Below are 14507 nucleotides of genomic sequence, written 5' to 3'. Positions count from 1 at the left end.
CAGCCGATCTGCCATGCCGTCAGCCTACCTTGCTATTGCAGTGTTGCTGCAATAGCGTGGCCGTATGACCTGACCCATACGCCGGGACCTGCGCGTGAGCGGTCCGGCCCGATGTGATCGGATTCCCCCATGAGTGAGGGCAAAGGCGACGGTCCGCGGCGACGGCGCAATCCGCCGCAGACCCGCAGGGCCATCATCGAGGGCTTGCTGTCGGCGGTGCACGAGGGCGAGTTCGACCCCACCACCCGCGATATCGCCGAGCGGGCCGGGGTGTCCGAACGCAGTATCTTCGTGCACTTCCCGTCTCGCACCGCGCTGCTCACGGCCGCGGTGGACCAGCAGTCCGAGCAGGTCGAGGCGCTGATCGCGGACATCGATCCGGACCGGCCGCTGGAACAGCGCATCGACACGGTGGTGCGGCAGGGCGAGGCGATCTTCCGGTTGCAGCGCGAGCCGCGGGTGCTGGGCCTGATCGAGTCGCTGCGCACGCCGGCGGTCGATGCCCGGATGCGGCTGACCGACAAGCGGATTCGCGAGGCGCTGGCCCACGGCTTCGCCCCCGAGCTGGCCGCCGACACCGGTGAACAGTTGCTCGACCTGCTCGACGCCACCATCGGCTGGCCCTACCGACACCATCTGATCGACCGCCGCGGGCTGTCGGCGCGGGCCGCGTCCGAGGCGGTCCGCCGTACCCTCACCACGCTGCTGTCGCGCGGAAACTGAACCGACCACCCGGATTTCGTAGCGGCCGCACGGGTTCCGGCCCCTGCCCGAGTGGTCTCGAAACCATCCGCCTAGGTGGTAGCCGATGGTGCGCCAGGAACGAAGAACGCGATGAACAACGCCACCGCGCATACGGCCAGGACCACCGCCGTGGCCATGGCCACGGCGCGCGGGCCGTGCTCGCGATGTCCGTGGTGCAGGGAATTGTTGCGCGCGAAGCTGATCCCCGCGAGCAGCAGCAGTCCGGCCGCCGCCAGCGCGGGTCCGATAGCCGCCGGGTGCCAGCCGCTGGCGGCTGCGTGATTCACGAACAGCGCCGATGTGCCCATGGCGGCGATGGCGGTGCGCCGCCAGGCCAGCGCGGTGCGTTCGGAGTAAAAGGTGGGCGCTTCGGTCATGTCCACACCGTCGCGACGGCCGCGAAGATCGACACGACGGCGATGCCTGCCGCCAGGATCGGCACGAGCAGCGTGTTCCCGAGCGCGTCGCCGCGGGTCATGCGGGCCTGCACGTCCCGCCAGTGCGTGTACGCCCCGACCGCGAGCGTGACCGCCAGCACGATGCAGCTCAGCGAGAGCGCGCGCCGGATCCCGGCGTGGTGGAACGGCTGCACCAGGGTGTGGACCGCGACGCCGGCGGCGAGCAGCCCGAGCGAGGTGCGGATCCACGCGAGGTAGGTGCGTTCGTTGGCGAGAGTGAAGCGGTAGTCGAGCGGCTGCTCCGCTTCGTTCGCCGGCTGGCCCTGGTCTTCCACCCTCACCACCTGTCCGATAGCGCTGTCGCGGTCGCGGCGCACGAGCCGGCCGCCGACCCGATCATGACACGAATCGGGCCGAGAACGACGACACCGCAACTGCGGGCATTCGCCCGCAATTCGAGGCCGTGGCGCGTCGCGATCCCGTACGATCCCGGTTTACCTGCCGAACAACGGATTTCCCGGCGGAGGCACGCCATGCAGTATCGGCCCACCGCACCGCAAGTGCTGGCGGCGCTCGCGGAGCTCCTCGAATCGAGGCTGCTGCCCGCCCTGCCGCCGGAGCTGCGCCATCAGGCCCGGGTCGGTGCGCATCTGGCCCGCGTGCTGGAACGGGAGCTCACCGTCGAGCCGCCGCCCGAATCCGACACGCCGGTCGACGAGTTCGACGACGCGGCGCTGTGGGCCGCGCTGGTTCCCGTGGTGCGTGCCGATCTGGCCGTGGCCAAACCCGGTTACGACGCGTGGGAAGGCGAATGACCGGCGAGCTCGCGGCGGGCCTGGCGCGCTTCCTGTCCGACGACATCGGCCGCGCGGTGACGGTGTCGGACCTGCGGCCGCTGTCGGCCGGCGCGCGGCGGCGCAATGTCGCCTTCGACGCCGATCTGGGCGGGTGCGTGCTGCGTCTGGTCGCCACGCTGGTGCCCGGCAGCATTCAGCTGCTGCCGGTCGAGACCGAGGCGGGCGTGCGCGAAGTGGCGCGCGAGCACGGTGTTCCGGTCCCACACGTGCTGGCGGTGTGCACCGATACCGGCTATACGGCCGAGCCCTTCCTGCTCTCCGAGCGTCTCGACGGTGAGACCGTGCCGCGGCGGGTGCTTCGTCTGGTCCACGACGCCGGGATCGGGGACCTGGTGGCCGGGCAGCTGGGTGCGGCGATGGCGCTGCTGCACGCGATCGACCCGGCGCTGGCCTCTCCCGACCTGCCCGGCGACCCGGACGAGGATCCCGCGGAAGCGTTTCTCGCGCAGGCCGAATCGACGGTCGCCCGCCTGCTCCCCGACCGCCCGGTCTTCGCGTTCGCCCTGCGCTGGCTGGCCCGGCAGCTGCCCGCGGCCCCCGATCGGCGCACCCTGCTGCACACCGATATCCGCAACGGCAATCTGATCGTCGGCCCGGACGGCCTGCGCGCGGTGCTGGATTGGGAGGGTGCGCGGCGTTTCGGCGATCCGATGCGCGACGCGGCCTGGTCGGCGCTGCGGATGTGGCGGTTCGGTGTCGACGACCGCGAATTCGGCGGTTTCGCAGGCCGCGATCGATTCATGCGCGGATACACCGGCGCCGGCGGCGATTTCGATTCCGACCGATTCCGCTGGTGGAAGGTGGCGGGCACGCTGGCGTGGGGCGCCATGCTCGCCGAGCAGGCCGCCGCGTTCCTGGACGGCACCGTGCCCGACATCGTGATGGCCGCCAGCGGGCGGCGCATCCCCGAGATCGAATGGGATCTGCTCATGCAGCTCCGCCCGACCGGATCGAGGTGACCCGCCATGGATTTCGAACTCCCCGAAGCACTGCGCAAGTACCTGGCCGAACTGGACGAGTTCATCGACAACGACCTGGCGCCGCTGGAACGGTCCGGCGACAACCGGCGCTTCTTCGACCACCGCCGGGAGGACGCCCGCACCGACTGGGATCGCGGCGGCCTGCCCAGCGCCGAATGGGAGGCGCTGCTGGCCGAGGCCCGCCACCGCGCCGACGCCGCCGGGCATCTGCGCTACGCCTATCCCGCCGAGTACGGCGGCCGGGGCGGCTCCAATCTCGATATGGCCGTGATCCGGGAGCATCTGGCCCGTCGCGGCCTGGGGCTGCACTGTGATCTGCAGACCGAGCACGCGGTCGTCGCCAACAATGTCGGACTGCTGCTCATGCACGAATACGGTTCGCCCGCACAGAAATCGGCGTGGATCGACGGTCTGGCCACCGGCGACCGGTTCTTCGGCTTCGGCATCACCGAACCCGCCCACGGCTCCGATGCCACCTTCATGGAGACCACCGCCGTGCGCGATGGCGATCACTGGATTCTCAACGGCGAGAAGACCTTCAATACCGGTATGCATCACGCCGAGGCGGACCTGATCTTCGCCCGCACCTCCGGCAGTCCCGGCGACGCCACCGGCATCACCGCCTTCCTGGTCCCGGTCGGCGCTCCCGGCTTCACGGTCGCCGAGTTCCTGTGGACCTTCAATATGCCCACCGACCACGCCCACGTCGTTCTCGACGATGTCCGCGTCCCCGACACGGCGGTCTTCGGCCGGGAGGGTCGCGGTTTGGCCGTGGTCCAGCACTTCTTCAACGAGAACCGGCTCCGCCAAGCGGCATCCAGCCTGGGCGCCGCCCAGTACTGCATCGACGCGTCCATCGCCTACGCCAACCAGCGGAGCACCTTCGGCACTCCCCTGTCCGCCAACCAGGCCATCCAGTTCCCGGTGGTGGAGTTGAGCACCCAGTGCGAGATGCTGCGCACCCTGATCCACAAGACCGCCTGGTCCATGGACCGCTACGGGCCGTTCACGCAATCCGCGCAGGTCTCCATGTGCAACTACTGGTCCAACCGCCTGTGCTGCGAGGCCGCGGACCGCGCCATGCAGATCCACGGCGGCCTCGGCTACTCCCGCCACACCCCGTTCGAGCACATCTACCGCCACCACCGCCGGTATCGAATCACCGAGGGCAGCGAGGAGATTCAGATGCGCCGCGTCGCGGGCTACCTGTTCGGTTTCATGCGCCAGTCCACCCCCAAGGGCGTCTGAGAGCTACTTCAGCAGCCGCTGCTCGTTGGCGACCGCGACCGCCGCGGCCCGGGTGTCGACACCGAGCTTGTCGTAGATGCGGCCCAGGTGGGTCTTCACCGTCGCCTCGCTGACATGCAGGGCGCGCGCGATCTCGCGATTGCCCAGACCTTGGGACAGCTGGGCGAGGATGTCGAGTTCGCGGGCGGTCAACGCGGGCTGCGGGTTGCGCATGCGGTTGAGGACGCGGTCGGCGATCGGCGGGGAGAGCGCGGTGCGGCCCTGGGCGGCGGCATGGATGGCGGCGAAGAGTTCTTCGGGCCGTTCGGCTTTGAGCAGGTAGCCGGTCGCGCCCGCGGCGATGGCACGGGTGATGTCGGCGTCGGTGTCGAAGGTGGTGAGCACCAGGATGTAGGGGGCGGGCCGCACAGTGGTGGTGATGCGGCGGGTGGCTTCGATGCCGTCCATGTCGCCGCCGAGCTGCAGGTCCATCAGGACGACGTCGGGGTGCAGGCGTTCGGCGAGGGCGACAGCCTCGGGGCCGCTGCCCGCCTCGCCGACCACCTCGATGTCGGAGGCGCTGCCGAGCAGGGCGCGCAGACCCGCGCGGACCACCGCGTGGTCGTCGCAGAGCACCAGGCGGACAGGGGTTTTCGCGTCGGTCACGGCCGCTCCAAGGGGACTTCGGCGGAGACGACGGTGCCGTCCCCGGGGGCGGATTCGACGGTGAGGACACCGCCGAGCTGGCGCAGGCGGGCGCGCATGGCGGGCAGGCCGTGGCCGCGGTCGGCGGCGGTGGGCAGCGTCGCCGGGTCGAAACCCGTTCCGTCGTCGGCGATGTCAAGGACCAGGCGGTCGCCGAGATCGGTGAGGGTGATGGTGACGGTGTTGGCTTCCGCGTGCTCGCGCGCATTGGCCAGCGCGCCCTGCGCGATCCGCAGCAGCGCGGCCTCCACCCCCGCTGGCAGGCCCACCGCCGCGCCCTCGACGTGCACGCGCACGGTGAGGGTGTCGCCGCCCTCCCGCCGCGCCATCGCCTCCAGTGCCGCGACCAGGGAGCCGCCCGCGGCGAGGTCGGTCGGGGCGAGGTCGTGGACGAAGCGGCGGGCCTCGGCCAGATTGTGTTCGGCCACCCCGGCCGCGCCGCGCACGTGCTCACGAGCCGCGCCGGGATCGCTGTCCCAGATCCGGTCGGCGGCCTGCAACAGCATGCGCTGGCTCGAAAGCCCTTGCGCGAGGGTGTCGTGGATCTCCATGGCCAGGCGCTGACGTTCGGCGAGGGTGCCCTCGCGGCGTTCGGTGGCGGCCAGTTCGCGGCGGGTGGCGCGCAGGTCGTCGATGAGCGCGGCCTGCCGTTCGGTGGTGCGCAGCAGGCCCAGGAACAGCGCGGTGGTCAGGGCGGCGACCGCGGGCGGGGCCAGCAGCAGGTTCGGGTCGATCCAGCCCGCCAGCTTCAGCTGCGCCCACACCACGAAGGCGGTCAGCCCGGCGACCAGGGCCAGCGCCACCCGCACCGGCAGGATCCGCAGCCCGGTGTAGAGCAGCGGGACCGCGCACCACGCGAAACTCGGCGCCAGCACGACCAGTACCGCCCAGCCCGACACCAGCAGCGCGAACCACACCAGCCGTTCGGAGGCGCGCAGTTCGCTCACCACATAGAGCACGGCCAGCGCCAGCGAGAGCCCGATCACCCACGGCATGCGCGGACTCTCGGGATGCCGCAGCACGAATCGCAGCAGCGACGCGGCCAGCAGCACGTAGAAGGCGCTGTGCACGATGGTGCCCAGCAGCCGGGTGTCGTCCCGGGACGACGGCATGCGAGCACCTCCTCGGCGACAGCGACGGGCAAACACCCTCATTCTGCCGCGCGCGCACGGCCGTCCGGGTCATCCGATCGGTTGATACGGGGTTCGGCCGGATCGCGCGCCGAATCCCAGCCACTGCGCCGATGTGCCGGGCCGTTCCGGGCCGCACGCTGGATGACGAACCCAGCGAACAGCTTTCACCCGAATCCCAGGAGGATGTCATGACCCCCGAGCAGCCCACGAACCCCACTCGCAAGCGCCTGATCATCGGCGGCGCGGTCGCGGCCGTCGCGGCGGCCGGGGTGATCGGCGTGGTGTCGGTCAACGCCCAGGATCCCGACCCGGGCACGAAGACTCCGGTCGCCGCCGATGTGGCCAATGGCAACCTGGCGCAGAGCACCCACCTGACCATCGCCGCCGCCACCAAGGCCGCGCAGGCCGCCCTGGACGCCGCGGTCAAGGAGAACCAGCACGTGACGGTCGCGGTGGTGGACCGCGACGGCAATACCGTCGTCACCCTGCGCGGCGACGGCGCGGGCCCGCAGTCCTACACCTCCGCCCAGCAGAAGGCGTTCACCGCGGTGTCGTGGAACGCCCCGACCTCGGTGCTGGCCAAGCGTCTCGACGGCGCGCCGCACCTGGCCGACATCGACGGCACCCTGTTCCTGGGCGGCGGCGCGCCGGTCACCGCCAAGGGCGGCGCGCCGATCGCGGGCATCGGTGTCGCGGGCGCGCCGAGCGGCGATCTGGACGAGAAGTTCGCGCAGGCGGGCGTCGCCGCGCTGGGCAACTGATCGTCCGGTTCACACCTCGTCATCAGGACCGTGAGCGGCGGAACCGGTCACCCTGGCCCGATCGGGCGCGCCGACACTCGGCACGATTCCGAACCGGTCGGCAGGGGGTACTAACCTTCTCCCGGTGACCGAGTCCGCTGACGGATTGCTGCCCGACCCGAAGGGGGTCGGGTCCGAGGAGATTCCAACCGCGGAGAGGCGCAGCGACGCCGACCGGCTGCGGTTGTTCTCCTTCGCCACCGCCGAGAAGCGGGCCGACTACCTGTGGGTTCTCCGCGCCTTCGATACCGCCCGCGCCGCCTATGTGGTGCTGCTGCACGCCTCCGACGTGGCCGACACGCTCGAACGTTGCCCGGGCGCGCCCGCTCTCACCGCCACCGAGGTCGGGCCGCTGCTCGAACAGCTGCATCACTGGGGCGTGCTGGAACGCAGTTACGACGGCACCCGCGCGGCCACCCTGGCCGAGTACCGGAACCGGCACTTCGTCTACCAGTTCTCCCAGGCCGGATATCAGGCCTTCCGCGCGGTGTCCGATGTGCTCGAGGCCCGGCTCGACGAGGCCGCGCTCTCGCGGCTGGTGCTGCCGGAACTGCTCGCGGATCTGCACACCCTGGCCGAGGCCAACAAGAGCGCCGACGCCCCGCGCGTCTACCGGGTGCTGAACCGGCTCGACCGGGCGCTCACCGACCTGGCCGAACGCGCCGCGCACTTCTATCTGACCCTGGGCGATCTGGTCCGCACCACCGAGGCCACCCCCGAGGCGTTCCTCGCGCACAAGGACGCGCTGCTGGCGCACATGCGCGAATTCTCCATGGACCTGGCGCGTTTCGCGCCCCGGCTGGCCACCGCCATCCGCGAGGTCGAGGACACCGGCGTCGAGGACCTCATCGAACGCGCCGCCCGCTGCGACGAACGGGTGCTGCTCGACCCCGAAGAACGCCAAGCCGATTGGCGAGCCCGCTGGCAGGGCCTGCGCGGCTGGTTCATCGGCGACGACGAGGGCGGGCTCACCGAATGCGAGCGGCTGCGCGAGGCCACCATGAGCGCCATCGCCGCTGTGCTCTCGCTGCTGCGGCGGGTGACCGAGACCCGCAAGGGCGGCGTCAGCCGCGAATCCGCGCTGCGGCACCTGGCGGGCTGGTTCACCGCCGCCCCCAGCGCGGACGCCGCGCACGCCCTCTACGACGCGGTGTTCGGTCTGGGACGGCCCCGGCACCTGTCCATGCAGCATCCCGACGCCGACGTGATCCCGGCCATCCGATCCTGGTGGGACGCACCGCCGTTGGAGATCGCCCGCACGCTCGCCGAGACCGGGCGGCCGCCCACGCCGGGCGCACCCGCGCGGCTGCAACGCAATGACGCCGGCATCCGGCGGCTGCGCCAGGCCCAGCTGGACGCCCAGCGCGCCCGCGCCGAGGCCGCGCGCTCGCTGGCCACCGCCGACCTCTACGACCGGGAACTCGACGAGGGCGAGACCGAGGTCCTGCTGAAACTGCTGGACGCCGCCTCCACCGCGTGGGTGCCGGTGAGCGGCCGGGTGCCGGGCACCTCCGGTTCCGACAACGGCGTCACCCTCACCGTCTCCGAACACGCGGGGTCCACGCTGGTCCGAACCTCCAAGGGCGTGCTGTACCTGAACAACCGACGCCTGGAAGTGCGCGAGACGGCCGCGCTGCGGGGACGCAAATCCCCTGCGGCGCAGAAGGATCGGGGCGGCTCACCGCCACCGTTCGACGAGCCCGACGGCCAAGGCGGGGAGGTCGGCTGATGCACGCGCGCACCATCGATTCACTCGCCCTGGACAGCTACCAGCGCGCCGCCCGGGTCATCCTGGCCAACCATCTGGTCACCCGCGCCTACCCCGACCGGATCGCGCTGCCGCTGCTGCGGCGGTGGGCGACCGAACTGCGCGAGGATCTGGCCGAACTGTTCGGCTATCGCCTCGAGGTCACCGAGACCACCGCGCGCCTGTTCCCGGTCCTCGACGAGCTCGACGCCGGCCGTCCCGCCCGCACCACCGGCGACCGCGTCTTCGACCGCCGCCGCTACGCGTATCTGGCGCTGGCGCTGGCCGCGCTGGGCCGCGCCGGGGATCAGATCACCTTGTCGGAGTTGGCCGATCAGGTGGCCGCCTACACCGAACGGGTCGACGGGCTCGAGCTCGCGCCGGACCGGGCCGCCGATCGCGACGCCTTCGTCGACGCGGTGGGCTGGCTGGCGGCGCGCGGCGCGGTCACCCTCGCCGACGGTGACGCGGGCGGCTGGGCCAGCGACCCCGAGGCCGGGGAGGCGCTCTACGACATCGACCGGTCCATCGTGTTCGCCCTGTTCCGGCCGCCGCGCGCGCTCCAGCACCTGCAGAGCGTGACCGGGCTGCTGTCGGAGGCGGCGGGCGGCGCGGCCGAAACCCGTTCCCCCGCACCGGCCGCCGCGGCCCGCAGGGTGCGCCGGGCGCTGGTCGAGAAGCCGGTGGTCTACGCCGACGAACTCGACGAACCCGAACGGTCGCTGCTGGCGCAGGAGAAACTGGTCACCGAGGTCGAGTACCTGACCGGGCTGCGAGCCGAGCGGCGCGCGGAAGGCGTTGCGCTGATCGACAGTTCGGGCCGGCTCTCCGATGTGCGGTTCCCGGGCACCGGCACGCTCGCCCAGGTGGCGCTGCTGCTGGCGGGCGAGATCGCGGACCTGGTCCTCGACATCGACAATCCGGTCGAGCGCAGGCCGCGCCCGGAACGCCCGTACACCGATCTGGTGGAACAGCTCGACAGCGCCATCCCCGTCACCACGGTGTTCGCGCCGCTCGCCGATCCCCTGGATGTGTTCGGCGCCCAGGAGGATTCGGACGAGCCCGCCGAGGAGCCCGAGATCCCGGAGTTCCCGTTCCTGGAATCGTCGTGGATCCGCGACACCGTGAAGATGCTCACCGACCGCTACGGCAATACCTTCGCCGCGCAGTGGCAGGCCGATGTCGCGGGCCTCACCGGCGAAGTGGTGTCGCTGCTGGAACGGCTACGCCTGGTGGAGCTGGTCGACGGCGGGCTGCTCATCCTGCCCGCGCTGGCCCGCTATCGGGGCGCGATCGTGACCATCCGCACCCGCGCGGAGTCCGAATTGTTCCTCTCCCCCACCGAACTCGGCGCGGACGACGCGCCCACCGACAGCACCGCGGGCACTGCGTCCAATAGCACAGCGGGCACTGCGTCCGACAGCACAGCGAAGGGATCGGGGAACTGATGGCCGACCACATTCACGGTGGAGTGCGCTTCGTCCCGACCCGGGCGGGCATCATCAACCTCTGGGACTACCGCGACCAGGAATTCTGCTTCGCCGACGGCCGCCTGGTGCTGCGCGGCCCCAACGGCTCCGGCAAGACCAAGGCCCTCGAGGTGCTGTTCCCGTTCGTGCTGGACGGCCGTATCGAGCCGCGCCGCCTCAACCCGTTCGCGGGCGAGGAACGCACCATGAAGTCGAACCTGCTGTACCGCAAGCAGGAATCGGCCTACTCGTACGTGTGGATGGAGTTCGCGCGCGGCGACTGGGACTCCCCCGAGACGGTCACCATCGGCATCGGTATGCGCGCCACCCGCTCCAACGACAAGGTGACGCGCTGGTACTTCGTCGCCGACGGCCGGGTGGGCGTGGACTTCTCGCTGCTGGGCCCCGACGACCGGCCACTGACCCGCAAGCAGCTGGCCGAGCAGATCGGCTCCGACACCATCGTGGACCGGCCGGTCGAGTACCGGGCGGCCATCGACGCCCGCATGTTCGGGCTCGGGCAGCAGCGCTACGACCAGCTGATCAATCTGATCCTGACGCTGCGCCGCCCGCAGCTGGCCAAGAACCTGGACCCGCGCGGACTCTCGCAGGCGCTCACCGACGGCCTGCGCCCGCTCGACGAACAGCTGATCCTCGACGCCGCGCGCTCCTTCAGCGATATGGAGGAGGTCGGGCGCACCCTCGAGGGTCTGGTGCAGGCCGACACCGCGACCCGCGATTTCGTCACCGTCTACCGGAAATACCTGGCCGTGCAGGCGAAGACGGACGTCGACCAGGTGCGGACGCGTCTGGACACGGTCACCCACGCGGGCACCGCCCTGCACGCCGCGGCGGCCCTGCGCACCCGCCGCGACACCGAACGCGCCGCCGCCGAGACCCGCGCCGAGGACGCCGACCGCGCCTACGAACAGGCCCTCGCCGACCGCGAGACCCTGCAGCGCTCCAGCGCCTACGAGGGCAAACAGCAGCTCGACGATCTCGCCGACGCGGTGCGCCGCCTGGAGACCTCCGCCGCGGTCCACCACGACAAGGCGCTGAAATCCCGTCAGACCGTGGACCAGCGGCTCGAGGAGGCCGAGCGGGCGCAGGCGGCGGTCGCCCATGCCGCGTCGGCGCTGTCGCGCGGCGAGGACGAATTGCGTTCGGTCGCCGAGGAAGCCGGTATTCCCTGGACCACGCTGCCGGAATCGGCGCGCGCCGACCATCTCACCACCACGGTCCGCTCGCACGCCGAGGAACGCGACGGCGACGTCCGCGCGGTCCGGCGGGCGCTGACCCTGGTGGACCAGGCGGGCACCGAACGCACCCGCGCCGAGCGCGCCTCCGGCCGCGCGGTGGAACTGCGTGATGCCGCGGCCGCCGAGCTCGCCGAGGCCGAAGCCGCTGTCGCGCTGGCCCGTTCGAACACCGCGATCACCCTGCGTGACTGGTGGGACACCCACCGCGAGGTGTACACCCCCGTCCGCACCGGACTGTTCGAGGCGCTCAACGAGGCCCTCGGTGAGGTCGGCACCGAACCGCTCGCCCGCGGCGGCGGCGCACCGAACGGCCGCGCCAAGAAGGGCGAGAACGCGTCCGGCGCGGAGACCCCCGCGACCGGCGCATCCGCCGGGGCCGCACCGGGTGCCGAGGCCGCGCTGGAGGACCTCCCCGTCCCCGCGACCCCCGCCGAGGTGCTGGCCGAGCGCACCGAACCGCTCACCGAGGAGATCCGCGGCCGCCGCCAGGAGGCGCGCGCCCGCGCCGCGCAGGCCACCGCCCGCGCGAGCGAACTGCGGGCCGAACGGGAGCGGGTGGCGGCCGAACGCGACGACGCGCCACCGGCTTTCGCGGCCCGCACGGACGCGCGCGCGGAGCGTCCCGGCGCGCCGCTGTGGCGTTCGGTCCGCTTCGCCGACGGTGTCGCGCCGCAGCAGGCCGCCGGGCTCGAGGCGGCGCTGCAGGCCGCGAACCTGCTCGACGCGTGGGTCTGCGCCGAGAGCGAGCTGCCGCCGCACGCGTCCGACCAGTTCCTGGTGCCGCTGCCGCCCGAACAACGGCCCAGCGGGCGCACGCTCGCGGATGTGCTGGTCGTGGAGGACGATTCACCGGCGCTGACGGTTCCCCGGGAGACCGTCGCCGGGGTGCTCGCCTCGATCGCCCTCTACGAGTCCCCGCACGCGGCGGCCACCGGTGCGGGAGCGGAGAAGGCGCACATCGTCTCCGGGGCCGCCGCACAACCGGTCGGCGTCGAGGGGCAGCTGACCATCGCGACCGACGGCCGCTATCGCCAAGGCGTCCAGTCGGGTCGGCACGTGAAGACCGACGCCGAGTTCGTCGGCGCCACCGCCCGCGCCCGCCGCCGCGAATTGCGGCTGGCGGAATTGGCCGCTGCCGTCGAAACGGCCGTCGCCGAGGCCGAGACCGCCCAGACCGAGGAGCAGGCCGCCACGGCCGAGCTGGGCCGTATTTCGGCCGCCGCCAAGGCGCTTCCGCGCACCACCGCCGTCACCGCCGCCCTGCGCGGCGTGGCCGAGGCCGCGGGCATGCTGCGCTCGCGCTCGGAGGCGGCCGCGCAGGCCGAGCGGGATCTCGATCAGGCGGTGGCCGAATACACCAACGCGGACAAGAAGGTCCGGGCCATCGCCGCCGACCATCGCGCGCCCCGCGATCCGGTCGAGCTGGACGCGCTGGCGGCCGCGGTCCGGCACTTCGAGAACGCCGGAACCGCGCTGCTGCGCCTGCGCGGCGACCATCAGCGCGAACACGAGCGGGCCCGCGAGGCCGGGGACCGCCTCGACGAATCCAAGGATCTGGCCGAGGCGTTCGCCGAGGAGGCCGAGGCCGCCCGCTCCGGATACGAAGAGCAGCTGCGCAAACTGGAGACCCTGCGCGAGGCGCTGGGCGCCGGGGCCGCCGACATCGATCGCGAACTGGAACTGGCCCGCGAGCGCATCGACGCCGCCCGGACCGAGCAGAAGGCCGCCCGCAAGGCCGCCGCCGAGGCCATCGAGGCGGTCGGCGCCGCCGAGGGCGCGCACCGCGCCGCCCACGACACCCTGGGCACCGCGCTCACCGAATTGCTCGCCGACGTCCGCCATCTCGCCCCCTACGCGCGCCCGGACCTGCTCAGCCTGCTGGGCGCTCCGGCCGACAGCCGCTGGCCCGCGAGCGACGCCGCCTGGTCCACCCCCGAGCAGTTGCTGTACCGCATCGAGAACGGCGATCCGGAGCAGGAACCGGCCGTACTGCCCGCCGAGGTGGCCGCCCTGTTCGAGAACCTCGCCACCGCAACCGCTTCGGTGCGCGCGGGCGAGGCGGCCCGCAAGGCCACCCGCAGCGCGGTCACCACCGCCCTGCAGGAGTTCGACGCCGCGCTCGCCGCCGCGCGCCAGGACTACCGCCTGCACTGGGACGCCGCCGACGGCCTCACCGTGGTGCAGGTGCACGACGACCACGGACTGTCCGCGCTGGCCGATTTCGCCGAGCGCATCGGCGCGGCCCGGCGCGATCAGGAACTGCTGCTCACCGACGCCGAGCGCCGCATCCTCGAGGACGCGCTGCTGACCGGGCTGGCCCAGCAGATCCACGAACGCACCTCCGACGCCCGCGATCTCATCTCCCGCATGGGCGCGGAGATGAAGCAGCGCCGCATGTCCTCGGGCAACACCATCGGCGTGCACTGGGTGCTGGCCGACAACCTGTCCGAGCCGGCGCGCGCGGTGTGCAAGCTGCTCGACCGCGACTCCGCCGACCTCACCCCGGAGGACCTGTCGACCGTCCGCGCCTACTTCGCGGCCGAGATCCGCACCGCCCGTGCCGCGCACCCGGAGCGCTCGTTCCCCGAAATCCTCGCGGCCACCCTCGATTACCGCACCTGGCGGGTGTTCTCGTTCACCATCCTCACCGCCGACGGCACCGAGGACCGCCTCACCGTGGCCCGCCACAGCGCGCTCTCGGGCGGTGAACAGTCGGTCTCGCTGCACCTTCCGCTGTTCGCGGCCGCGCACGTGATGCTCGACTCCGCCGACCCGCAGGCGCCGCGCCTGCTGGCGCTGGACGAGGCGTTCGCGGGTGTCGACGACAACGGCCGCAGCGAACTGCTCGGGCTCTCGGTGCAATTCGACCTCGACCTGTTCATGACCGGCTACGACCTCTGGATCACCTACCCGCACGTGCCCGCCTGCGCGCACTACGATCTGGCGCACTCGGCGGCCGAGAACACCGTCAGCGCCACACTGCTGGTGTGGGATTCGGACGATCTGCTGGCCGAGCACGACGGCACCGACCTCACCTCCGCGCTCGGCTCCCCCAACCGGCGGCGCCTGCCGCACGGGCTGGAGGGCGCGATCCCGATGGACGAGGAACTCGAACTGACCGATTGACGCGATCCGGGCGTCGGCAACCCCACTGGACACCGGCCGTGGCGGCGGGTTCGTCCTGCCCG

At 72.0% G+C, this 14507-nt stretch carries 12 protein-coding genes; 8 read left to right on the top strand and 4 right to left on the bottom strand.

What is annotated here, in order from left to right; translation table 11 throughout:
- Positions 1-129 precede the first annotated feature (129 nt).
- Complete coding sequence (locus ABZ382_RS07335) at positions 130-723, top strand: TetR/AcrR family transcriptional regulator (protein WP_357085347.1); 594 nt, start codon at positions 130-132, stop codon at positions 721-723.
- Between the two features lie 71 nt (positions 724-794).
- Here the strand turns inward: ABZ382_RS07335 and ABZ382_RS07330 are convergent, their stop codons facing one another.
- Both ABZ382_RS07330 and ABZ382_RS07325 read right to left on the bottom strand, forming a co-directional pair.
- Positions 795-1121, bottom strand: coding sequence for a DUF202 domain-containing protein (locus ABZ382_RS07330; protein WP_357085345.1), 327 nt, complete (start codon positions 1119-1121; stop codon positions 795-797).
- Complete coding sequence (locus ABZ382_RS07325) at positions 1118-1477, bottom strand: DUF202 domain-containing protein (protein ID WP_357085343.1); 360 nt, start codon at positions 1475-1477, stop codon at positions 1118-1120. Before ABZ382_RS07325 ends, ABZ382_RS07330 begins: the two co-directional genes overlap by 4 nt.
- Positions 1478-1675: 198 nt before the next feature.
- Here ABZ382_RS07325 and ABZ382_RS07320 point away from each other — a divergent pair, with 198 nt between their 5' ends.
- Genes ABZ382_RS07320 through ABZ382_RS07310 form a run of 3 tightly spaced genes read left to right on the top strand, consistent with a single transcriptional unit; the run spans position 1676 to position 4227 of the window.
- A complete protein-coding gene (locus ABZ382_RS07320; protein WP_357085342.1) occupies positions 1676-1957 on the top strand; it encodes a hypothetical protein in 282 nt (93 codons plus the stop codon).
- Positions 1954-2958 (top strand): phosphotransferase family protein, encoded by a 1005-nt coding sequence (locus ABZ382_RS07315; RefSeq protein WP_357085340.1) that lies wholly within the window; start codon positions 1954-1956, stop codon positions 2956-2958. Before ABZ382_RS07320 ends, ABZ382_RS07315 begins: the two co-directional genes overlap by 4 nt.
- Positions 2959-2964: 6 nt before the next feature.
- Positions 2965-4227: an acyl-CoA dehydrogenase family protein gene (locus ABZ382_RS07310; RefSeq protein WP_357085338.1), complete on the top strand. Its 1263-nt coding sequence runs from the start codon at positions 2965-2967 to the stop codon at positions 4225-4227.
- A 3-nt stretch (positions 4228-4230) separates the two neighbouring features.
- Here the strand turns inward: ABZ382_RS07310 and ABZ382_RS07305 are convergent, their stop codons facing one another.
- A complete protein-coding gene (locus ABZ382_RS07305; protein WP_357085336.1) occupies positions 4231-4872 on the bottom strand; it encodes a response regulator transcription factor in 642 nt (213 codons plus the stop codon).
- Complete coding sequence (locus ABZ382_RS07300; protein WP_357085334.1) at positions 4869-6023, bottom strand: sensor histidine kinase; 1155 nt, start codon at positions 6021-6023, stop codon at positions 4869-4871. Before ABZ382_RS07300 ends, ABZ382_RS07305 begins: the two co-directional genes overlap by 4 nt.
- A 209-nt stretch (positions 6024-6232) precedes the next feature.
- Here ABZ382_RS07300 and ABZ382_RS07295 point away from each other — a divergent pair, with 209 nt between their 5' ends.
- The 4 genes from ABZ382_RS07295 to ABZ382_RS07280 all read left to right on the top strand — a co-directional run bounded on the left by ABZ382_RS07295 (position 6233) and on the right by ABZ382_RS07280 (position 14445).
- The gene (locus tag ABZ382_RS07295; protein ID WP_357085332.1) at positions 6233-6805 is read left to right on the top strand and encodes a heme-binding protein; all 573 of its coding nucleotides are present in this window, start codon (positions 6233-6235) and stop codon (positions 6803-6805) included.
- A gap of 181 nt (positions 6806-6986) precedes the next feature.
- On the top strand, positions 6987-8573 hold the full coding sequence (locus ABZ382_RS07290; protein WP_357085922.1) for a TIGR02677 family protein: 1587 nt from the start codon (positions 6987-6989) through the stop codon (positions 8571-8573).
- On the top strand, positions 8573-10039 hold the full coding sequence (locus ABZ382_RS07285; protein ID WP_357085330.1) for a TIGR02678 family protein: 1467 nt from the start codon (positions 8573-8575) through the stop codon (positions 10037-10039). The genes ABZ382_RS07290 and ABZ382_RS07285 overlap by 1 nt, the downstream gene beginning before the upstream one ends.
- Positions 10039-14445 carry an SbcC/MukB-like Walker B domain-containing protein gene (locus ABZ382_RS07280; protein WP_357085328.1) on the top strand — a complete coding sequence of 1469 codons (4407 nt, stop codon included), beginning with the start codon at positions 10039-10041 and terminating at the stop codon, positions 14443-14445. Before ABZ382_RS07285 ends, ABZ382_RS07280 begins: the two co-directional genes overlap by 1 nt.
- Positions 14446-14507 lie beyond the last annotated feature (62 nt).

The sequence above is a fragment of the Nocardia sp. NPDC005825 genome (assembly GCF_040630175.1).
Classification (GTDB): Bacteria; Actinomycetota; Actinomycetes; order Mycobacteriales; family Mycobacteriaceae; genus Nocardia.
Note: the sequence above shows the minus strand (reverse complement) of the source record. Positions and strands in the feature narration are given on the sequence as shown.

Coding starts and splice junctions, on each gene's coding strand:
- ABZ382_RS07315 (WP_357085340.1), top strand. CDS start 1,954: ATGACCGGCGAGCTCGCGGCGGGCCTGGCGCGCTTCCTGTCCGACGAC.
- ABZ382_RS07310 (WP_357085338.1), top strand. CDS start 2,965: ATGGATTTCGAACTCCCCGAAGCACTGCGCAAGTACCTGGCCGAACTG.
- ABZ382_RS07295 (WP_357085332.1), top strand. CDS start 6,233: ATGACCCCCGAGCAGCCCACGAACCCCACTCGCAAGCGCCTGATCATC.
- ABZ382_RS07330 (WP_357085345.1), bottom strand. CDS start 1,121: ATGACCGAAGCGCCCACCTTTTACTCCGAACGCACCGCGCTGGCCTGG.
- ABZ382_RS07285 (WP_357085330.1), top strand. CDS start 8,573: ATGCACGCGCGCACCATCGATTCACTCGCCCTGGACAGCTACCAGCGC.
- ABZ382_RS07300 (WP_357085334.1), bottom strand. CDS start 6,023: ATGCCGTCGTCCCGGGACGACACCCGGCTGCTGGGCACCATCGTGCAC.
- ABZ382_RS07320 (WP_357085342.1), top strand. CDS start 1,676: ATGCAGTATCGGCCCACCGCACCGCAAGTGCTGGCGGCGCTCGCGGAG.
- ABZ382_RS07335 (WP_357085347.1), top strand. CDS start 130: ATGAGTGAGGGCAAAGGCGACGGTCCGCGGCGACGGCGCAATCCGCCG.
- ABZ382_RS07280 (WP_357085328.1), top strand. CDS start 10,039: ATGGCCGACCACATTCACGGTGGAGTGCGCTTCGTCCCGACCCGGGCG.